This window comes from Chryseobacterium lathyri, assembly GCF_030812195.1.
GTDB classification, from domain to species: Bacteria; Bacteroidota; Bacteroidia; order Flavobacteriales; family Weeksellaceae; genus Chryseobacterium; species Chryseobacterium lathyri_A.
Map to the genome: position 1 here is coordinate 892239 of NZ_JAUSSF010000003.1, position 18489 is coordinate 910727.

Here is an 18489-nt window from a genome sequence, read left to right on the forward strand (position 1 = left end):
AATGATATTATTGTTTACCTTCTTGTGATGTAATCAACCAGAATTTAAGAAAATCGATATCTCTTAAACCTTCAAATAGGCTTTTAACTTTAGGATACTCAGTGGTAACGTCTCCTTTGATTGCTAATTTGTAATCAGGATTTACGCTCAGACTTTGTTTTACCCATTCTACTAACTGCTTATTTGTACTATCCATAGGAATCCCGGTAGGACTCTTAAAGCTTTTCTGCTCCTCATCTGACAAATCGAGATAGCCTTTCAGTTGGTTCATAGGAACCCCAATTGCTTGTACTTTTTGAAAGGCAGCTTTTTCTTGGTTGGTAAAAGTCATATTATACTTTTGTCCCATTTTTTCTAAAAGCTGTAATCTCTCTGATGCATTCTCTACCGGCTGGAAATAGAATTTCCCGTCCGGAGTGGCATTGATGGTCATCAAACTTGCATCAGGAAGTAACTTCTCTGATATTGAAGATGGCGGTTTAATCTGCTCCACGTCAGGTTTTTTAAACTGAGTGGTCAATATAAAGAATGTAAGTAGTAGGAAGGCAACGTCACACATTGCCGTCATATCCGTCACTACACCATGTCTTTTTGGTTTGACTCTCGCCATTGTTTTTGAATTATTTTAAATTAAACTTCTTTTAATTGGAATGCAAATTCCCTGCTACAAATTCAATTCTTAGTTGAATTCAGCAAAAGACTGCTGGATGCTCATAGCGATCTCGTCGATCTTATAAGTTAATCCATCAATTTTAGAAGTAAAGTAATTGTAAAGGATAATCGCGATAGCTGAAGTACCAATACCTAATGCCGTGTTGATCAAGGCTTCGGAGATACCTGTAGAAAGTGCAGCAGCATCCGGAGTACCACCACCTGAACCTAATGCAAAGAATGCTTTGATCATCCCGATTACAGTTCCTAAAAGTGCGATTAGTGTTGCTACAGTACCTAAAGTAGAAAGAATCATCATGTTCTTTTCAAGCATTGGCATTTCAAGAGTAGTAGCCTCTTCGATAGCTTTGTTAAGAGCTACCATTTTTTGCTCTTTATTTAAAGTAGTATCGTGAGAAAGTGCTTTGTAAGTAGTAAGACCTTCTTTCACTACGTTACCTACAGATCCTTGTTGTCTGTCGCACTCTTCTAAAGCTTCATCAATTTTGTTTTGATTCAATAAGCTTCTTACTTGTACTACGAAGTTGTCTAAGTTTCCTTTTCCAGCAGCCTTACCTAGTACGAAATATCTTTCAAAAGAGAAAACGATTACAGTAATCATGAAAGTAATCAAGATTGGTACGATAACCCCTCCTTTGTAGATAATACCTAAAAACGATTCTGGGTGAATGTCTTTTCCATCAACACTTGAGAAAGCTACAGATCCGCCACCTAGCTTTTCTGCGTCTTTAAAGTTTCCTGGGTTCCCAAGAACAAATAAATAAATACAAACTCCTATAACGAATAAAATAGGAATAATAACAGCCGGGTTTAAACCTCCTGCTTTTCTAGCAACTACTTGCTCATCATTTTTTGAAACATTCATTTCCATATTTAACTAAATTATATTGTTTTAAAATTTTACAGGGTGTAAATTAAAGGCAAAATTAATTAAAATGCAAGAGTCTTAAATAAACATTTTGCATTTTTCTGATAAAGAAAATTTAATACGATTTCGATATAATAATTATTTTAAATTATTTTATTTATTTTTCTCAATTTTAACATTTGAGTTAGAAATTTAAAAAAATAAAACCCTCATTTTTTTTAATTTGCCAATGTTAACTTTTTTTTAAATTACGATATTCACAATACGGTGATGCACAACGATGATTTTTTTAGGTGTTTTACCCTCCAAAATCGGCTGCATTCTTTCATCCGAAATCACCAAATCTTCGACTTCCTTGGCTGATAACTGAGCGGAAAGTGAAATTTTGAACTTCATTTTACCATTTACACTTACCGGATATTCAATTTCATCTTCTACTAGGTATTCCTCATTCAATATAGGGAATTTCTCAAATTCCACAGATTCTTTATTTCCCAGCAAACTCCAAAGCTCTTCGCAGATGTGTGGTGCATACGGAGAGATGATAACGGCTAATGGTTCTAAAATATTGCGTTTGTTGCATTTTATTTTTTGCAGTTCGTTTACAGCAATCATAAATGAAGATACAGAGGTATTGAATGAGAAGTTCTCAATGTCATAAACCACCTTCTTTATCAGGGTATGTAAAACTTTGTATTCTGCTTTTGTAGGTTCTTCATTGGAAACTTCAAAAGTATCACCGTTGAAATACAGGTTCCAGAATTTCTTGAGGAAACCATATACTCCGCTTAGCCCTTGTGTATTCCATGGCTTGGACTGCTCTAAAGGTCCTAAGAACATTTCGTACAGTCTTAATCCGTCTGCTCCGTATTCTTCACAGATATCATCAGGATTTACAACATTGTATTTGGACTTGGACATTTTTTCCACTTCACGGTCTGTGATATATTTTCCGTCTTCCAGGATAAATTCTGCATTGGCATAGTCTGGCCTCCAGGCTTTAAAAGCTTCAGTATCCAATTCATCAGAGGTTCCTTTTAATAAGGATACATCAACATGGATCTTTTGAGTCTGATAATTACCTGCCAGGTTTTTAGAAACATATTGATTGGTTCCGTCAATTCTATACACAAATGCACTCATTCCCAAAATCATCCCCTGATTGATCAGTTTCTGGAAAGGTTCATCATTATTAATATAGCCTCTGTCCTTTAGGAACATGTTCCAGAAACGGGAATATAATAAGTGGCCGGTTGCATGCTCGCTACCTCCGATGTATAAATCTACCTGTCCCCAATAATCTGCCAGTTCTTTTTTAACAAAAACCTCCTGATCATTCGGATCCATATATCTAAGGAAATACCATGAGCTTCCAGCCCAACCCGGCATAGTAGATAATTCCAATGGGAATATAGTTTTATCATCAATCAGATCTGTAGATACTACCTTCTGATGAGCCTCATCCCATGCAAACTCTTTTGCATTCCCTAATGGCGGATCACCATCTTCGGTAGGAAGATATTTTTCAACTTCAGGAAGTTCCAGCGGCAAAGCAGAAACCGGAAGTGTGTAAGGCATTCCTTCCTTATAATATATAGGAACCGGTTCGCCCCAGTAACGTTGTCTTGAAAAAATAGCGTCACGCTGTCTGTAGTTCGTGGTTCCGTGGCCGATTCCCTTCTTTTCAATAGCATCAATTATTAATGCCTTTGCCTCGTCGTAATTTAAGCCGTTTAAGAAATCCGAGTTTACGCAAACGCTTGTTTTAGAATCAAAAGATTTTTCCTGAACGTCTTCATCAGTTTCAACAACTTTTTTAATTTCTAAATTAAATTTCTTCGCAAATCTGTGATCACGCTCATCATGTGCAGGAACCGCCATTACAGCACCTGTTCCGTAACCCATCAATACATAATCTGAAATATAGATCGGCATTTTCTCGGCACTGAAAGGATTGATAGCATAACTTCCCGTAAAGGCGCCGCTCACGTTCTTCACGTCAGACATCCTGTCTCTTTCCGTTTTCTTGGAAGTTTCTTCTATATAAGAATCTACTTCTGCTTTCTGAGCTTCTGTAGTAATAGTATCTACCAAAGGATTTTCAGGAGCCAGCACCATAAATGTTGCTCCGAAAATAGTGTCAGGTCTTGTTGTAAATACCTCAACGATCTCGTCATGACCTTCTACCTGAAACTGAACCTGTGCTCCCTGGGATTTCCCGATCCAGTATTCCTGGGCATCTTTAAGAGGCTGCGGCCAGTCTAATGTATGAAGTTCCTGCAATAATCTTTCGGAGTATGCAGAAATCCTCATGCTCCACTGCATCATTTTCTTCTGGAATACGGGGAATCCTCCTCTTTCGGATTTTCCGTCTTTTACCTCATCATTCGCCAATACGGTTCCCAGAGCCGGGCACCAGTTTACGGTAGTTTCTGCTCTGTAAGCCAGACGGTAATTTAAAAGGATATCTTCTTTATCAAGATCTGAAGACTCTTTCCATTCTTCTGCCGTGAAATTTAATTCGTCGTTTTGATTGGCATTTAATCCCTCGGTCCCTTTTTCTTCAAAATGTTGAATTAAAGTATTGATAGATTCCGCTTTGTCTGTGTTTTTATTATACCATGAATGATACAGCTCGATGAAGATCCACTGTGTCCATTTATAATAAGATGCGTCTGAAGTTCTTACTTCTCTGCTCCAGTCGAATGAAAAACCGATCTTTTTTAGCTGCTCCTCATATCTGTTGATATTCTCTTCAGTAGTGATTGCCGGATGCTGCCCTGTCTGGATCGCATACTGCTCAGCAGGAAGGCCGAAACTGTCGTATCCTACCGGGTGAAGAACATTAAACCCCTGATGTCTTTTATATCTCGCATAAATATCTGATGCAATATACCCGAGCGGGTGCCCCACATGAAGCCCTGCTCCGGATGGATACGGAAACATATCGAGAACATAAAATTTAGGTTTGTCTGTGTTATTGGAGGTTTTGTAGGTTTGATTTTCCTCCCAGTACTTCTGCCACTTTTTTTCTATCTGCTGATGATCGTAAAACACTTTATTATAGATATTAGATGTTAGATATTAGATGTTAGATTTTTTCACTCCCATTCTAATTTTCACAAAAATAATGATTTTAAAAGAAATGGAAATTTTAATTTTTGATTAATTCAAGAATGTCCTTCAACAAAAAATCCCATCCGGAGATGAGATCTGTATTTAGGTATGTATATTTTATTTACTGAGGAATTCTCTTCATTGTAAATGTTCTTGTTTTATATACAGTCGGATCCTGAGTCTCTTCTCTAAATGCAATGTTTAAGGTAGCATCATTAAGAGTAATTATCTTACCATTGGATGGTTCTACAATACCCTGATACTTAACTATTACTGTTTTTGCACTTTTATCATACGTGTAGGTGAAATTTCTGTCTGACGTAATAGCACATTGTGGAGTTGTACCAATTTCTCCCCATTCAGTTCTTTTTCCGGCTGCCTCAGTATTAAATCTCCATCTGGAGTCTTTCTGACAGTCGGTATATGTAATAAGATCTGAAACAGGCTCTTCACCAACTTCTACAGTAGTAACTACTTCTTTCAACGGCTGCCAAACGCCTACAAGAGGATATTCCATCTCATTATCATCATCATCATTACATCCTGTAGCTACAAATAATGATAAACCTGCAAATAGTAATGCTAATTTCTTCATATATAAAATTTTCAAGGCTTAAAATTATAATTTTTTTGATTTATATCATCATTTTTTATGAAAAATAATTTTGATAAAGTATTTTTCTGAAAATTTTAGAGTATTAGCCCTCAAAACAGCCATTATTTAACAAAATATTGAATCCCAGTTTCCCCTCTATCTATTAAAAAAACTATTTTTGCAGAAAGAAACAAAAATGCAGAGTATAACGAAAAATAATTTTGACTTCATCCGTGTTCTCCTTGCCTTCATTGTCTTTGTAGGACATTTGGGAGCTTTAAGTGATTCCAGCCGCCTTACTTTTTTAACACACAGTCCTGTAGAAGTTGCCGTTTTTTCGTTTTTTGTTGTCAGCGGATTCCTTATTGCAAGGAGCTACGAGAGATCTTCCAGCCTGAAAAGCTATGCAAAGAAAAGGTTCAACAGGATCGTGCCTGCTTATTTGCTGGTTATATGCCTCTGCACCATTCTTCTGAGCCTGGTAAGTACCTTGTCTTTTTCTGATTATTTCGGGAACATAGAGGTTTATAAATATTTTTTCTGGAACTCTATTTTCATGAATTTCATGGCTCCCTCCCTTCCCGGAGTATTCGGAAATGAAGCTGTAAATGGTGCTTTATGGACACTAAAAATTGAAATATGCTTTTATGCTGCCGTTCCACTGATCTTCTTATTATTCGGAAAGAATAATAAATACAGGAATACCAGCCTGATTGTTCTGTACTTTCTCTCTCTGTTATTTCTCAATTATTTTGAAATGACCGGGAAAGCTGCTATTTCCAGACAGCTGCCGGGCTCACTGTGCTATTTTATTGGCGGAATGCTGATTTATTTTCATTTTGAAAAATTCATCAAGTATAAAAACATCCTGTTTATTATTGCTCTCATAACGGTTTGGATAGACCTGATCTTACATATCAAATTATTCTCTCCCATTATGATCAGTATTATTGTACTATATATCGCATATTCACTTAAATTCCTGAACAATTTTGGAAAATACGGAGATTTCACTTACGGTATTTATATATTCCATTTTCCTATTATCAGGGTATTTGCTACGCTTGGTTTTTTTGCCAACTACAATCCTTTTTTTATGAGTTTTGTATGTATGCTCGTCGTTATCGGAGTAGGAATTGCATCATGGCATCTTTATGAGAAAAAATTTTTATAATTTTACCCCAGTAAAAACGCAAATGAACGACTTAGTCTCCATCATCACTCCTTGTTACAATTCTGCCGAATTCATCGAAGAAACGATACAATCTGTTCTAAACCAGACCCATCACAACTGGGAATGGCTGATCACTGATGATCTTTCTAAAGACAATACCGTAGAAATCATAAGAAAATACAATGATCCCAGAATAAAATTACAGGTCCTTGAGAAAAACGGCGGTGCCGGAAATGCAAGGAACAACAGCCTGGAAAGGGCTACAGGACGATATATTGCCTTTCTGGATTCTGATGACTTCTGGTATCCTGAATATCTGGAAACGATGACCGGTTACATGCAGGAAAACAATGTCGAGCTGGTCTACTGCAATTATTCAAGATGTAATGAGCAGTTACAGCCTGTTTTGAAAGACTTCATGGCGGATAAAGTGGTAACCTTCTCTAATCTCCTAAAAACCTGCAGACTGGCCCCGGTTTCTACCATGTACGATACCAAAAGAGTTGGAAAATTTTTATTTCCCATAAAAAGCAAGCGTGAAGATCATGTCATGTGGCTGAATCTTTTAAAAGTAATTCCTGAAGGGATACCTATCAATAAAACCCTGGCAAAATACAGGATGCGTGAAAACAGCGTTTCCCGAAAGAAAAAAAACATCATTAAAGATCAGTATCTCGTATATAAAGATTTTATGGGATTTTCTACGGTGAAATCATTTTACTATACAGCCAATTGGGCTATTAACGGGTTCCTGAAATATTCTAAAATTTTTAATTAATGGAATATTCAAAAGAGTTTAAGGCAGCATTAAGTGCTTTTTCCAACGTAGAAAAAGACCGTCTTATTTTCAGGCTACTGAGGAAGGATAAACTTTTATCTAAAAAACTGTATTTCGAACTGATCGATCAGGAAACTACAGATGATAAAAGAAATGCGATGGAAGAAAATGTTGCAGAACAGGTTCTTCTAGCCTCGAAATATGTTGGAAATGCCAAATATTTCCTTACCATTATTCGAAAACTGAGCGCAGAGATAACGGAACACATCAAAATAACCACAGATAAATTCGGGGAAGTATCTCTGAACCTTTTGCTGGTTAACAGAATTCTGGATTCCAACAGTGATTTCAGCAGACAGAGATTCGATAATGTTTACAAACTCTACATTTATATCATTAATAAAGTATTCAAGGCACTGGTATTAACCAAGAAGCTGGATGAAGATTATTGGATGGAGATTGATGAGCTTTTGAGAGAAACAAAAAGTAAAATTTCCGAAAATCATTATTTGCAGAAGCTTTGTATCAATAATGGATTAGATATCAACTGGCTTGAATCCGATAATATTCCGGACAATATAGAGCAGATCATGAAAGATACCAAAAGCCAGGGGTTTTTAAGATAAAATTTTTCGGACAATCAGGTTGGTGGCATCAGGTTTCTCATCTACAAATTTTCGGGCATTGTCAGACATTTCTTTAAGTTCTTCCTCATTGTTCAGGAGAAACAGTACAAAATCTGCCGCCGCATATTCTTCTGTAAAAGATTTCCCTCCGTAATATGCAATAAGGTCGTCCGCTTCAGGATTTTTTCTATAATGATTCCCAAAGATCACAGGAGTACCAAATGTTGCAGCTTCCAAAATATTGTGCAGTCCTGCATCATGAAAACCTCCGCCTACCACAGCCACATCTGCATATGAATAAAGTCTGGACAATAAACCAATGCTGTCGATGATTAAAATCTGATATTTAGAAACAGGAAACTCTGCTTTATCTATTTGGCTGTACAGTAATGCTTCAGGAAAAAGACTTTTTAAATGCCCCACTCTTTTGAGATCATGGGGAGCAATAATCAATTTCAAATTTGCATTCATTCTGAAAATCGTAGAAGCGATCTTTTCTTCAGCCTGCCACGAACTTCCGAATACAACAGACTGATGTTCTCCTATAAAGTCCGAAATAAATTTAACATGATTGTCCCTTGCCCTAAGCTGTTTCACTCTGTCGAATCTTGTATCTCCTGTCACTGAGGAATTGGTCAGACCTATATTCTTAGCCAATGCAAAAGAAAAAGCAGTTTGATGAAAAAACCAGTCTACATTTTTTCTGAGCTGTTTTACAAACCACTTTCCATAGGAAGTAAAGAAGGCCTGTCTTTCATAAAACAAAGCAGAGATCACATAGATCTTAGTGCCTTTCTGTTTCAATTCAGCCAAAAGGTGATACCAGTAATCATATTTCACTGTAAAGAACAATTCCGCATCAAACTGGGAAATAAATTCCTTTATAATACTCTTTTTATCGAAGGGAAGATAGCAGATTACATCCGCGATATGTTTCTTTTTTACAACATTTTCATAACCGGACGGGGAAAAGAAAGTGACAAGGATCTTATGTTCTGGAAGTTTCTCTTTCAGCTTTTCCAAAACCGGAAGCCCCTGTTCATATTCGCCGAGACTGGCCGCATGCATCCAGATCACCTTGTCTGAGGGCGAAAATTCAGTTTTTACTTTGTTTAAAGACTGCTTTCTTCCTTCAACTCCTTTTTTAGTTTTATCATTAAACCAAGAGAAAACTTTCATTCCGAAGATGAGCAGGCTAATAAATATGTTGTATAGGAAAGACATTTAATTTATTTTTCGATTTCAATTCGGTCATTATAAGTAGATGGACTGGAAATAACCAGAAACTCCAATTCATCCTTAGATTCGTTGGAAATAAAATGTTTTGATTTGGGTTTAACAGCAATACTTTCTCCCGCCTGTACTGAAAACTTTTTATCATTAATATCAAATACCGCCTCGCCTTTTAGAATATAAAAAACCTGTTCTGCCACTTCATGGAAATGCAGTTTCTCAACAGTTCCGGCAGGCATTTTTTCCTGTTTTACAGAAAGATGGCGGGAATCGTTTAGAATCCAGCTGTCACAGCCCTTCCCCCAGATATAATGTGCTGAATTATCTTTAGAATATATCATTTGAATATCGCTACAAAAATAAAAACTACAATCAGGCTTCCGATTACTGATAAGATAGCTGTAGATAACGGTACTTTTGGCTTTACATTTTCATCAAAAGAATACCTGAACATATAATCCTGACTATTCATAAAAATAAGCATGATTAATACAAACAGCCATCTTATAAAAACCTCCATAATCAGGAACTGGGCGTACCTGTTATTTTCTGTAATTTCTACAGGAAAATTAGCAGTTTCCGGATGTCTTAATGCATAGACAAAAAAACAAAATAAAGCAGTCCCGATAACCGGAGTAACAAAAGAATATATTTTGCTTCCAAAGTTATCAGCCTTTCCGTCAAAATCGAAATGTACGGGAATTCTTTTAGGAAGGGTTTTGTAATGCTTCAGGGTAAACCACCAGAAAAAAACTACCAATCCGAAATTAAAAATATCAAAAGCTGTAAAAATAATATTCTCCATTCAGACCGTATTTAAGGTTAGAGTACATTTTTGATCACTCTCAGCTTATGGGTATGCTTATTCATTTCTTTATTAAAGATCCCTGTAGAATCTAGGATATCTATTCTCACTTTTCCTGAAGCATGAATAATCTTCTGATTCTCAAGCATAATTCCTACATGAATAATTTTACCTTCAGGGTTTTCAAAAAAAGCTAAATCACCGGGCTGGCTTTCTTCCACAAAGCTCAAAGGTTCACCCACCTCTGCCTGCTGATAGGTATCTCTCGGCAATTTAATATCATGAATCTTATAGACAAGCTGGGTAAAACCGGAACAGTCTACTGCAAAAAAACTCTTCCCGCCCCATAAATAAGGTACATTAAGAAACTCCCTGGCAGCTAAAGCTATACTCTCCCGGAGGTCGTGACTTCTTCTTGAAGCCACTGCAGGAAATTCCACCTCGGAACCCATTGACAGGAGGGTCTTTCCGTCATTCATTAACACTGAAGAAAAATCTTCAGTCACTACGGTAACTTTTCTTTTTGCCAGTTCTTCCTCTGTTACAGGTTTCAGCTGTTTGGTATCCATCCATCCTTCATATCCGTCATAATGCATTTTTATTTTGGTCCAGTTTTTATTCACTTCCAGGATATCAGCACTTTCTCCAAACAGTATTTCTGTAACAATTTCCGCTTTGTCAGAATTCTCTGCACGAACCGGTGCTACTGTAACATTACAAATTCCTTTATTCATTCATTCTCAATTAAAAGATTTAATGATTTAAAGATTAAAGAATTAGATTCCGTAAAATCTTTTAATTTTTTAATTTTTAAATCTTTTACCTATTTTCTTCTCAGAAAATTCACTCCGTCACGCAAAGGTAAAATAAGATTTTCAAAATCATCGTCTTTTGCGATCAAATCATTCAGTTCTTTAATGACCTGTGTAGATCTCTGTTTCGGATTTTCCTCCAGTACTTTTCCATACCATAGAACGTTATCAAACATCACTACCGAACCCGTTTTTGTTCTGGGTTTGATCAGCCTGAAATATTCCGCATAATTTTCCTTATCGGCATCTATAAAAATAAGATCAAAAATCTGATCCGTTTCTCTTAAAAATTCTTTGGCATCCTGAAGCTTAAAATCGATCTGTCCTGCATATTCGCTTTCTTCAAAATATTTTTTCGGCAGATAAGCAAGGTCTCCATTAACATCCAGTGTGGTAATTTTTCCATCCTTAGCAAGCCCTGCTGCCAGGCAAAGTGTGGCATATCCTGTAAAGGTTCCGATTTCCAATACCTTTTTCGGCTGAATCATTTGGGAGATAATAGTTAAAAGCCTTCCCTGCTGATATCCTGATATCATATGCGGCTGTGTGGTTTTCTGATAGGTCTCTCTTCTCAGTTTTTTCAGAATTTCAGGCTCTGAGGAAGCATGTGTTTCCAGATACCTGTCCATTTCAGGATTTTTTTCTTCAAAAAAGCTCATACTGCAATTCTTTTATGTTATTCAAAAGTACTTAAATATAAAGAAAAAATTATTACTGACCGGCATTTTTTCATCCGTCTCTCCGTAAAAATCCCATTAAAAATACCGTGAAAATACGGATATGTTTGCCTGAAAGATAGTTTTACATTTGCAGAGAACAAGGGGTAAAAACACTAAGACAAAAAACAATGAATGCAGGGGGAAAACTAATTAACACTGAGAATCAGAAGACCGCAAAGCCAAATGGCAGCGCGGATTCTTCGTCAAAAAAAACTAAGACAGAAATATCCAACTCATTTTTTCAACGAATTATTTCATTATTGAAAAAAGAAGAATTAATTTGATTAAAAAAAAATCCCGAATGACTTCGGGATTTTTTTTATGGGTATATTTCAATTTACTTCTTAGGGGCAATATCCATTAATTTCATGAACTCATCCAGCTTAGGCATAATGATGATTTCCGTTCTTCTGTTTTCCGCTCTTCCCGAAACGCTCATATTGGTTGCTTTAGGATTGTATTCGGAACGTCCTCCCGCAGTAATTCTTGCCGGATCTACTCCGAACTGGGTCTGAAGAACCTTTGCAATGGCCGTACCTCTCAATGCAGAAAGATCCCAGTTGTCTCTTGGCAGATTAGGTGAGCTTAAAGGTGCATTATCTGTATTCCCTTCAATCAACACAGAATATTTATCATAATCATTAATTACTTTAGCTACTTTTCCTAATACTTCCTGAGCAGCAGGCAATACATTGTAATCGCCTGTTTTATACAGCATTTTATCTGAAAGAGAGATCATTACCACTCCTTTCAACACCTTCACTTGTACATCGTCATCCGCTACATTATCAAGAGATCTTTTAAGCTTGTTGGACAATGCCATATTCAGACTGTCATTTTTAGCATTGTTTGAAATCAACTGTTTGATATATGAATTGGAAGCATTGATCTCTCCAACCAGTTTATCAATATTAGCTGAGCTTTTTCCTGTATTTGAAAGACATGCATCCAGAGATGATTTCAAAGCATCATGCTGGCTTTTTAAAAGATTATTCTCACCTGACAATGCAGAATTCTGAGACTTTAGATCCTGGATCTCTCTTTGTCTTTCACCGATATTTTCAATACACTGCTTATAGTTGGAGCTTAATGCATCATACTGCTTTTTGCTGACACAAGAGGTCAGTCCCAACGCCATTACAGTTACTCCTAAAATTTTAATAATCTTCATATGTAATCATTTTTAGACGAATCAAAGTTAGGAAAATTGAATTGAATTTTATGGATTATCTTTGCATAAAAGAAATCTTCAACATACCTTTTGGAAAAATTTAGTTTTAAAAATCAGCTAGAAAACCTTGTCCGAAATCCGGAAACTCACAGCTATCTTCTGGCTGTAAGCGGAGGTGCCGATTCTATGGTCCTGGCCTCTCTTTTTAAGGGTTTGGTACTTGATTTCCAGATAGCTCATATCAATTATAAACTCCGGGGTGAAGATTCTGATCTGGATCAAAAAACAGTTCAGGATTTTTGTGAGAAAAATCATATTCAATTTCATCTGTATGAGGTTTCGGAAAAAGATAATAGACCGGAAAATTCTATCCAGCTTTGGGCAAGGGAAATCCGCTACCGGTTTTTCAGGGAAGTTCGCGAACAGGAAAACCTTGAATTTCTTGTTACTGCGCATCATCTGAATGACCAGCTGGAGACTTTCATCATTAACCTATCCAAAGCTTCCGGTATCACCGGACTGAGTGGAATTCCGGCAAATAAAAACAATATGATCCGGCCTCTTCTCAACTTTTCAAAAAAAGAAATTTATGAGTACGCTGAGAAAAATAAAATTGATTTCCGGGAAGATCTCTCCAACAAGAAAAGTGATTATTTAAGAAACAAAATCAGAAATGAGATCGTTCCCAAGCTTTTGGAAACCAATGAGCATTTTCTGGAAAATTTCAAAAAAAGTTCTTCTTATCTGAATCAAACCAGAAATTTTGTAGAAAAACAGATTGGGGAAATTGAAAATAAACTTACGGTATTTAACCCTGACCATAAAATCTTATCCAAAGAAAAGCTGGGGCAGGAAAGTGCTTTCGTACAGTTTGAGATTTTAAAGAAATACGGATTCGATAAGGAAGAAGAAATTTCCAAAATTTTTGCAGCGGAAAACGGCAGCTCTTTTTTTTCAAAAGACTATCAGCTTATCACTAGCCGCAATGAATTAATTTTCATCAGTAAAAATCAAAAGCAGGAAACTGAAGATGAAATTATTCTGATTGAAAATTTTGATTTTTCCCAAATCCAAATGGATATCAGTCTTGAAAACACAATTGAAAATATGGATGGAATCAATAACTGTTTTGAATGGAATTTTGATGCCGCAAAACTTCAGTTTCCATTGCGTTTGAGAAAACAGCAGGACGGCGACGAGTTTTATCCTGTTGGCTTTTCAGGCAAAAAGAAGGTTTCTAAGTTTTTTAGGGACGAAAAATTATCTATTTTAGCGAGGCCAAAAATTTGGATCCTGTGTGACAGCTGCAATTCTGTACTTGGAATTGTACCCTTCAGACAGGACAGACGATATGCAAGTGATGAGAAAACGCAAAGTATTCTCAAAATTTTTAATGAAAAGAAAAAATGAAATTTAGAAACTGGTTTTTAGTAGTACTGCTGTTTTTAGCGGCAGGAATTAATGCACAGATCAAGAACCCTGTAAAGTTCAAGTTCACTGTGAACGACTTAGGGAATAACCAATATGAAGCGGTTTTAAATGCTACTATGGAAAGCGGCTGGCATATTTATTCCAAAGATCTTCCTGAGGATACGGGAATTCCTACCGAATATAAAGTTTCAGGGAAAAATATTGAACTGATCGGAAAGTTTACTGAAGTCGGCAAAAAGCACGAGGAATTTTCAGAAGCTTTTGGAGGAACGATAGTTTTTTATTCCAATTCTGCCGGTTTCAAACAGAAATTTAAATTAAAAGATCCTACAAAACCTGCTGACGTTACATCTGAAATTACTTATCAGACTTGTGACGACAGGGTTTGTCTGGCCCCGAATACTTTAGAATTCAACCAGAAAATCACCCCAAAAGGAGCTATTGAGGAAACGGTAGAAGAAAAAACTGAAGCTACAAAAGATTCGGTAAAAACTATAGAAACAGTTGTTACAGCTCCTGAAAAAGGTGAAGTAACGGTTACAGAAACTTCAAAACTGGATCCAAAACAGTTAAAAATAGCAACCATTGATTTCCAAAAACCTTTGACGGATTGTGGAACAGCCGTGGAAGAAGTTGGAGAAAATTACTGGACTTATTTATTCTTAGGATTTGTAGGCGGTCTGATTGCTTTGCTGACACCTTGTGTTTTTCCTATGATCCCGCTGACAGTTTCTTTCTTTACGAAAGGGAATAAAAATAAGGCAAAAGGTAAAAGAGATGCTCTGATCTATGGATTTTTCATTCTTCTGATCTTTGTCCTTCTGAGCCTTCCTTTCCATCTTATCGATGGAATTGCCGGGAATATTTTCAATGAAATATCTACGAGTGTATGGCTGAATATTGCCTTCTTTATTATATTCATCTTCTTTGCAGGAAGTTTCTTCGGATATTATGATATCACACTGCCGAGCTCTATTGCCAATAAGTCTTCAAAAGCAGAAGAAGCGGGAGGAATCATCGGTATTTTCTTTATGGCACTCACACTGGTTATTGTTTCTTTCTCATGTACCGGACCTATTCTGGGAAGCCTACTGGGAAGTGCTGTGACGGGATCTACCAACGTACCTATGCTGCTTACCTTTGCACTGGCAGGATTCGGGCTGGCATGGGCCATTGTTTTTGGATTGCTGGCTTTATTCCCACAGGCTTTACAGAGTCTTCCAAAATCCGGCGGATGGATGAATACCGTGAAAGTGGTTCTTGGTTTTGTAGAATTGGCTTTAGCTTTAAAATTCTTATCCAAGGCAGATTTAGTTTCTAAAACATTCTTATTAAAAAGAGAACTTTTCATTGCTATCTGGATCGTAATTGCACTAGGACTGGCCCTTTATCTATTTGGAATCATAAGATTTCCGCACGATGATAAAAAACCAAAAATTTCTATAACAAGGAAGATATTAGGAGCTTTAGGAATAGGTTTTGTGATCTATCTGATTCAGGGATTAATTCCTGCTGAACGTCCAAAACTCCAGCTGTTAAGCGGAATCCTGCCACCATTGAATGTAAGTTATCTTCACGACGAAAAAGACGGCATTCTGGGCATGCATCCTGAACACGATTTCTTTAAAGCTATTGAACTGGCTAAAAAGGAAAACAAACCAATTTTGATCGATTTCACCGGCTATGGCTGTGAAAACTGCCGAAAAATGGAAGAATTCGTCTGGAGTGAACCTGATATCCTTCCAATTTTACAGAATGATGTGGTACTGGCATCCCTGTACGTAGATGATAAGGAAGAGCTTCCGGAAGATCAGAAAACGAAAATAGATCTTGGGGACGGACAGATAAAAAAGGTAAAAACGATTGGTGACCGATGGAGCTTATTCCAACAGGTGAATTTCAACAACAATTCCCAGCCGCACTATGTTCTGATAACACCGGACGGGAAAGTGATCAATACGCCCGTATCCGGATATATGCCGAAAGAAGATTTTAAAAAATTCTTAGAATGCGGCGTTAATTATTACAAAACAACAAAGTAAGATTATTCTCAATATAAAAAAGCCTTATCAAGTCATTTTGATAAGGCTTTTTTGTACACTTATTAGAAGAATATCTACACTTACTAATTGATTTGAAAACAATTCCCTTTTTTCATTAAATTACATCCTGAGTCATTCAAATACAATCACATATGAAATATTTTAAATTTACTTTTTTATTTTCCCTGATCATTTACTCCTTTCTGCCGGCACAGACCGCGCCTGCTATACAATGGCAGAAATCACTGGGAGGAAGTTATGGAGATCAAGCAAAATCTGTCCAGCAAACTTCTGATGGAGGCTATATCGTTGCCGGGGAGTCTTCTTCTACCGACGGAGATGTGACAGGAAATCATGGAGATTCTGATTTCTGGATTGTAAAACTGGATGCCTCAGGAACTATACAATGGCAAAAATCACTAGGTGGGAGTTCTTATGACAACGCCAATTTTATTCAACAAACCTCTGACGGAGGATATATTATTGCAGGGGAGTCTAATTCTACCGACGGAGACGTGACAGGAAATCATGGGAATTTTGATTACTGGATTGTGAAATTAGATGCCTCAGGAAATATGCAATGGCAAAAATCATTGGGTGGGAGTAATCAGGATATAGCCAATTCTGTCCGGCAAACTTCTGACGGAGGGTATATCGTTGCAGGGGGAACTGGTTCTTTTGATGGAGATGTGACAGGAAATCATGGAAGTTTCGATTACTGGATTGTAAAACTGGATGCCTCAGGAACTATACAATGGCAGAAGTCACTGGGGGGAACTTCTTATGAAAGAGCCAATTCAATCCAGCAGACCTCTGACGGAGGATACATTATTGCAGGGGCAGCCAGCTCTACGAATGGAGATGTTACTATAAATTATGGAAACGAAGATTTCTGGATTGTAAAATTAGATGCCTCAGGAGTTGTGCAATGGCAGAAATCATTGCTGGGTAATCTTGCTGATTCCGCACAATCTATCCAACAAACATCAGAGGGAGAATATATTGTTGCCGGCTTGTCTAATTCTGTAAACTCTGAAATTCCGACAATGTTCGGAATAGCCAATTATTGTGTGGCAAAATTAGATGTTAACGGAAATACATTATGGCAAAGATATTTTGGTGGTAGCGGTGGCGATCATCCTTACTCTATCCAAACTACTTCTGACGGAGGATATATCGTTGCAGGGGGAACCGGTTCTTTTGACGGAGATGTGACAGGAAATCATGGAAGTTTCGATTACTGGATCTTAAAATTAGATGCCTCAGGAAACATACAATGGCAGAAATTATTGGGTGGAAGTGATTTTGATGAAGCCTATTCCATTCAACAGACAGCTGATGGCGGATATATAATCGCAGGTATGGTTTTTTCTGCAGACGGAAATATTACAGGCTACCACGGAAACAATGACGCATGGATCATCAAATTAGGCTCCAACCAATTAAACACTGAAGAAACCCAACTTATTAATAAGCCAATGATTTATCCTAACCCGGCAAAAGATATTATTTATCTGGATCATCTTCCCGCAGAAACGGTTGTACATATTACCGATATGTCCGGAAGAAAATTATTCTCTGGAAAGTATAAGGGTATAAAGACTTCTATAAATATTAATCAATTCATAAGTGGCACCTACATTATTCAGGTAGAAAACAAGGAAAAGATTATTCTATCTGAGAAACTACTCATAACCCAATAGTAATCATATTCTTAAAAAATCATAAAGCCTTGTGAATATAAAACCTCACAAGGCTTTTTCATGTCAAACATATCATGAATTTAAAAATTTATTACCATTTATTAATTTTAGGTATAAACTTTGTATAGATTCCTTCAAATAAGTACCAACACTCTACTTTTTACCAAAAACCGTTTAACATTTAAAAATATTAATTATGGCTGAAGTAATTGCACAAGAAAAACAGGGAGGCAAACAAAAGAAAAAATTAATCCGAGTAGACATGACTCCAATGGTGGATCTGGGATTTTTACTGATCACATTCTTCATGTTTACTACTAATTTCACAAAACCCAATGTGATGGATCTGGGACTTCCTGCAAAGGATCCTAACCCACGTCCGATAAATACACCTTATATTGGAGATCAAAACCAGGTTACCTTTATTTTGGGAAAAGACAACAGGGTATTTTACCACCAGAGTAATGAAAAAGATTTAACTACAGGAAATTTGAAAGAAACAGATTTCAGCGGTGTAAAAATTTCCAAGATTATTTCTGAAGCTTATAAAAACGCTCCAGTGCCGGAGAACTTTACAATCATTGTAAAACCTACCGATGAGGCCAATTATAAAAATTTCGTGGATATTCTGGACAATATCGCGATCTCTAAAAAAGAAAAATACGGGATTACAGATATAAAACCATGGGAAGAGAAAATTTATACTGAATTAATCAGATAATACAAAGGAGCATTTTTTTACA

Annotated in this window: 17 protein-coding genes; 7 read left to right on the forward strand and 10 right to left on the reverse strand. The window is 36.7% G+C overall.

The genetic code is table 11. The features are described 5' to 3' along the window. Positions 1 to 7: 7 nt before the first annotated feature. The 4 genes from J2T03_RS19320 to J2T03_RS19335 all read right to left on the reverse strand — a co-directional run bounded on the left by J2T03_RS19320 (position 8) and on the right by J2T03_RS19335 (position 5252). Positions 8 to 610 carry an ExbD/TolR family protein gene (locus J2T03_RS19320; RefSeq protein WP_223560362.1) on the reverse strand — a complete coding sequence of 201 codons (603 nt, stop codon included), beginning with the start codon at positions 608 to 610 and terminating at the stop codon, positions 8 to 10. A 69-nt stretch (positions 611 to 679) separates the two neighbouring features. Continuing rightward, positions 680 to 1543 carry a MotA/TolQ/ExbB proton channel family protein gene (locus tag J2T03_RS19325; protein WP_306845411.1) on the reverse strand — a complete coding sequence of 288 codons (864 nt, stop codon included), beginning with the start codon at positions 1541 to 1543 and terminating at the stop codon, positions 680 to 682. A 240-nt stretch (positions 1544 to 1783) separates the two neighbouring features. Next, positions 1784 to 4597, reverse strand: coding sequence for a leucine--tRNA ligase (gene leuS, locus J2T03_RS19330; protein ID WP_307220962.1), 2814 nt, complete (start codon positions 4595 to 4597; stop codon positions 1784 to 1786). Positions 4598 to 4778: 181 nt separating this feature from the next. Beyond that, complete coding sequence (locus J2T03_RS19335) at positions 4779 to 5252, reverse strand: lipocalin family protein (protein ID WP_307220964.1); 474 nt, start codon at positions 5250 to 5252, stop codon at positions 4779 to 4781. Between the two features lie 178 nt (positions 5253 to 5430). Here J2T03_RS19335 and J2T03_RS19340 point away from each other — a divergent pair, with 178 nt between their 5' ends. The 3 genes from J2T03_RS19340 to J2T03_RS19350 are packed head-to-tail and all read left to right on the forward strand — an operon-like array spanning position 5431 to position 7830. Continuing rightward, on the forward strand, positions 5431 to 6426 hold the full coding sequence (locus tag J2T03_RS19340) for an acyltransferase family protein (protein WP_307220967.1): 996 nt from the start codon (positions 5431 to 5433) through the stop codon (positions 6424 to 6426). Between the two features lie 22 nt (positions 6427 to 6448). Beyond that, positions 6449 to 7204, forward strand: a complete 756-nt coding sequence (locus J2T03_RS19345) for a glycosyltransferase family 2 protein (RefSeq protein ID WP_306845415.1) — start codon at positions 6449 to 6451, stop codon at positions 7202 to 7204. Next, the gene (locus J2T03_RS19350; protein WP_306845416.1) at positions 7204 to 7830 is read left to right on the forward strand and encodes a deoxyuridine 5'-triphosphate nucleotidohydrolase; all 627 of its coding nucleotides are present in this window, start codon (positions 7204 to 7206) and stop codon (positions 7828 to 7830) included. Before J2T03_RS19345 ends, J2T03_RS19350 begins: the two co-directional genes overlap by 1 nt. On the opposite strand, the gene J2T03_RS19355 is transcribed toward J2T03_RS19350, so the two are convergent. From J2T03_RS19355 to J2T03_RS19380, 6 genes are all read right to left on the reverse strand, one after another. Further along, complete coding sequence (locus J2T03_RS19355; protein WP_307220968.1) at positions 7822 to 9054, reverse strand: 3-deoxy-D-manno-octulosonic acid transferase; 1233 nt, start codon at positions 9052 to 9054, stop codon at positions 7822 to 7824. The two genes, J2T03_RS19350 and J2T03_RS19355, sit on opposite strands and share 9 nt — an antisense overlap. Before the next feature lie 5 nt (positions 9055 to 9059). Continuing rightward, entirely contained in the window at positions 9060 to 9404 is a 345-nt protein-coding gene (locus J2T03_RS19360) for a cupin domain-containing protein (protein ID WP_307220970.1), read from the reverse strand. Continuing rightward, positions 9401 to 9868 carry a DUF1648 domain-containing protein gene (locus J2T03_RS19365; RefSeq protein ID WP_306845419.1) on the reverse strand — a complete coding sequence of 156 codons (468 nt, stop codon included), beginning with the start codon at positions 9866 to 9868 and terminating at the stop codon, positions 9401 to 9403. The genes J2T03_RS19360 and J2T03_RS19365 overlap by 4 nt, the downstream gene beginning before the upstream one ends. A 17-nt stretch (positions 9869 to 9885) precedes the next feature. Next, positions 9886 to 10602 carry a C40 family peptidase gene (locus tag J2T03_RS19370; protein ID WP_307220972.1) on the reverse strand — a complete coding sequence of 239 codons (717 nt, stop codon included), beginning with the start codon at positions 10600 to 10602 and terminating at the stop codon, positions 9886 to 9888. A gap of 89 nt (positions 10603 to 10691) precedes the next feature. After that, positions 10692 to 11339 carry an O-methyltransferase gene (locus tag J2T03_RS19375; protein WP_307220974.1) on the reverse strand — a complete coding sequence of 216 codons (648 nt, stop codon included), beginning with the start codon at positions 11337 to 11339 and terminating at the stop codon, positions 10692 to 10694. 397 nt (positions 11340 to 11736) lie between these two features. Next, positions 11737 to 12570 carry an OmpA family protein gene (locus J2T03_RS19380; RefSeq protein WP_223560367.1) on the reverse strand — a complete coding sequence of 278 codons (834 nt, stop codon included), beginning with the start codon at positions 12568 to 12570 and terminating at the stop codon, positions 11737 to 11739. Positions 12571 to 12660: 90 nt separating this feature from the next. Between J2T03_RS19380 and tilS the strand changes: the two genes are divergently transcribed. The 4 genes from tilS to J2T03_RS19400 all read left to right on the forward strand — a co-directional run bounded on the left by tilS (position 12661) and on the right by J2T03_RS19400 (position 18467). Next, positions 12661 to 13980, forward strand: a complete 1320-nt coding sequence (gene tilS, locus J2T03_RS19385) for a tRNA lysidine(34) synthetase TilS (RefSeq protein WP_307220975.1) — start codon at positions 12661 to 12663, stop codon at positions 13978 to 13980. Then, on the forward strand, positions 13977 to 16043 hold the full coding sequence (locus J2T03_RS19390; RefSeq protein WP_307220977.1) for a protein-disulfide reductase DsbD family protein: 2067 nt from the start codon (positions 13977 to 13979) through the stop codon (positions 16041 to 16043). Before tilS ends, J2T03_RS19390 begins: the two co-directional genes overlap by 4 nt. A gap of 152 nt (positions 16044 to 16195) precedes the next feature. Next, positions 16196 to 17746, forward strand: a complete 1551-nt coding sequence (locus tag J2T03_RS19395; protein ID WP_307220978.1) for a T9SS type A sorting domain-containing protein — start codon at positions 16196 to 16198, stop codon at positions 17744 to 17746. A gap of 196 nt (positions 17747 to 17942) precedes the next feature. After that, on the forward strand, positions 17943 to 18467 hold the full coding sequence (locus J2T03_RS19400; RefSeq protein ID WP_306845428.1) for a biopolymer transporter ExbD: 525 nt from the start codon (positions 17943 to 17945) through the stop codon (positions 18465 to 18467). The last annotated feature ends 22 nt before the right edge of the window (positions 18468 to 18489 follow it).

Coding starts and splice junctions, on each gene's coding strand:
- J2T03_RS19335 (WP_307220964.1), bottom strand. CDS start 5,252: ATGAAGAAATTAGCATTACTATTTGCAGGTTTATCATTATTTGTAGCT.
- J2T03_RS19355 (WP_307220968.1), bottom strand. CDS start 9,054: ATGTCTTTCCTATACAACATATTTATTAGCCTGCTCATCTTCGGAATG.
- J2T03_RS19390 (WP_307220977.1), top strand. CDS start 13,977: ATGAAATTTAGAAACTGGTTTTTAGTAGTACTGCTGTTTTTAGCGGCA.
- J2T03_RS19375 (WP_307220974.1), bottom strand. CDS start 11,339: ATGAGCTTTTTTGAAGAAAAAAATCCTGAAATGGACAGGTATCTGGAA.
- J2T03_RS19345 (WP_306845415.1), top strand. CDS start 6,449: ATGAACGACTTAGTCTCCATCATCACTCCTTGTTACAATTCTGCCGAA.
- J2T03_RS19365 (WP_306845419.1), bottom strand. CDS start 9,868: ATGGAGAATATTATTTTTACAGCTTTTGATATTTTTAATTTCGGATTG.
- J2T03_RS19325 (WP_306845411.1), bottom strand. CDS start 1,543: ATGGAAATGAATGTTTCAAAAAATGATGAGCAAGTAGTTGCTAGAAAA.
- J2T03_RS19350 (WP_306845416.1), top strand. CDS start 7,204: ATGGAATATTCAAAAGAGTTTAAGGCAGCATTAAGTGCTTTTTCCAAC.
- J2T03_RS19380 (WP_223560367.1), bottom strand. CDS start 12,570: ATGAAGATTATTAAAATTTTAGGAGTAACTGTAATGGCGTTGGGACTG.
- J2T03_RS19370 (WP_307220972.1), bottom strand. CDS start 10,602: ATGAATAAAGGAATTTGTAATGTTACAGTAGCACCGGTTCGTGCAGAG.
- J2T03_RS19395 (WP_307220978.1), top strand. CDS start 16,196: ATGAAATATTTTAAATTTACTTTTTTATTTTCCCTGATCATTTACTCC.
- J2T03_RS19320 (WP_223560362.1), bottom strand. CDS start 610: ATGGCGAGAGTCAAACCAAAAAGACATGGTGTAGTGACGGATATGACG.
- J2T03_RS19360 (WP_307220970.1), bottom strand. CDS start 9,404: ATGATATATTCTAAAGATAATTCAGCACATTATATCTGGGGGAAGGGC.
- J2T03_RS19400 (WP_306845428.1), top strand. CDS start 17,943: ATGGCTGAAGTAATTGCACAAGAAAAACAGGGAGGCAAACAAAAGAAA.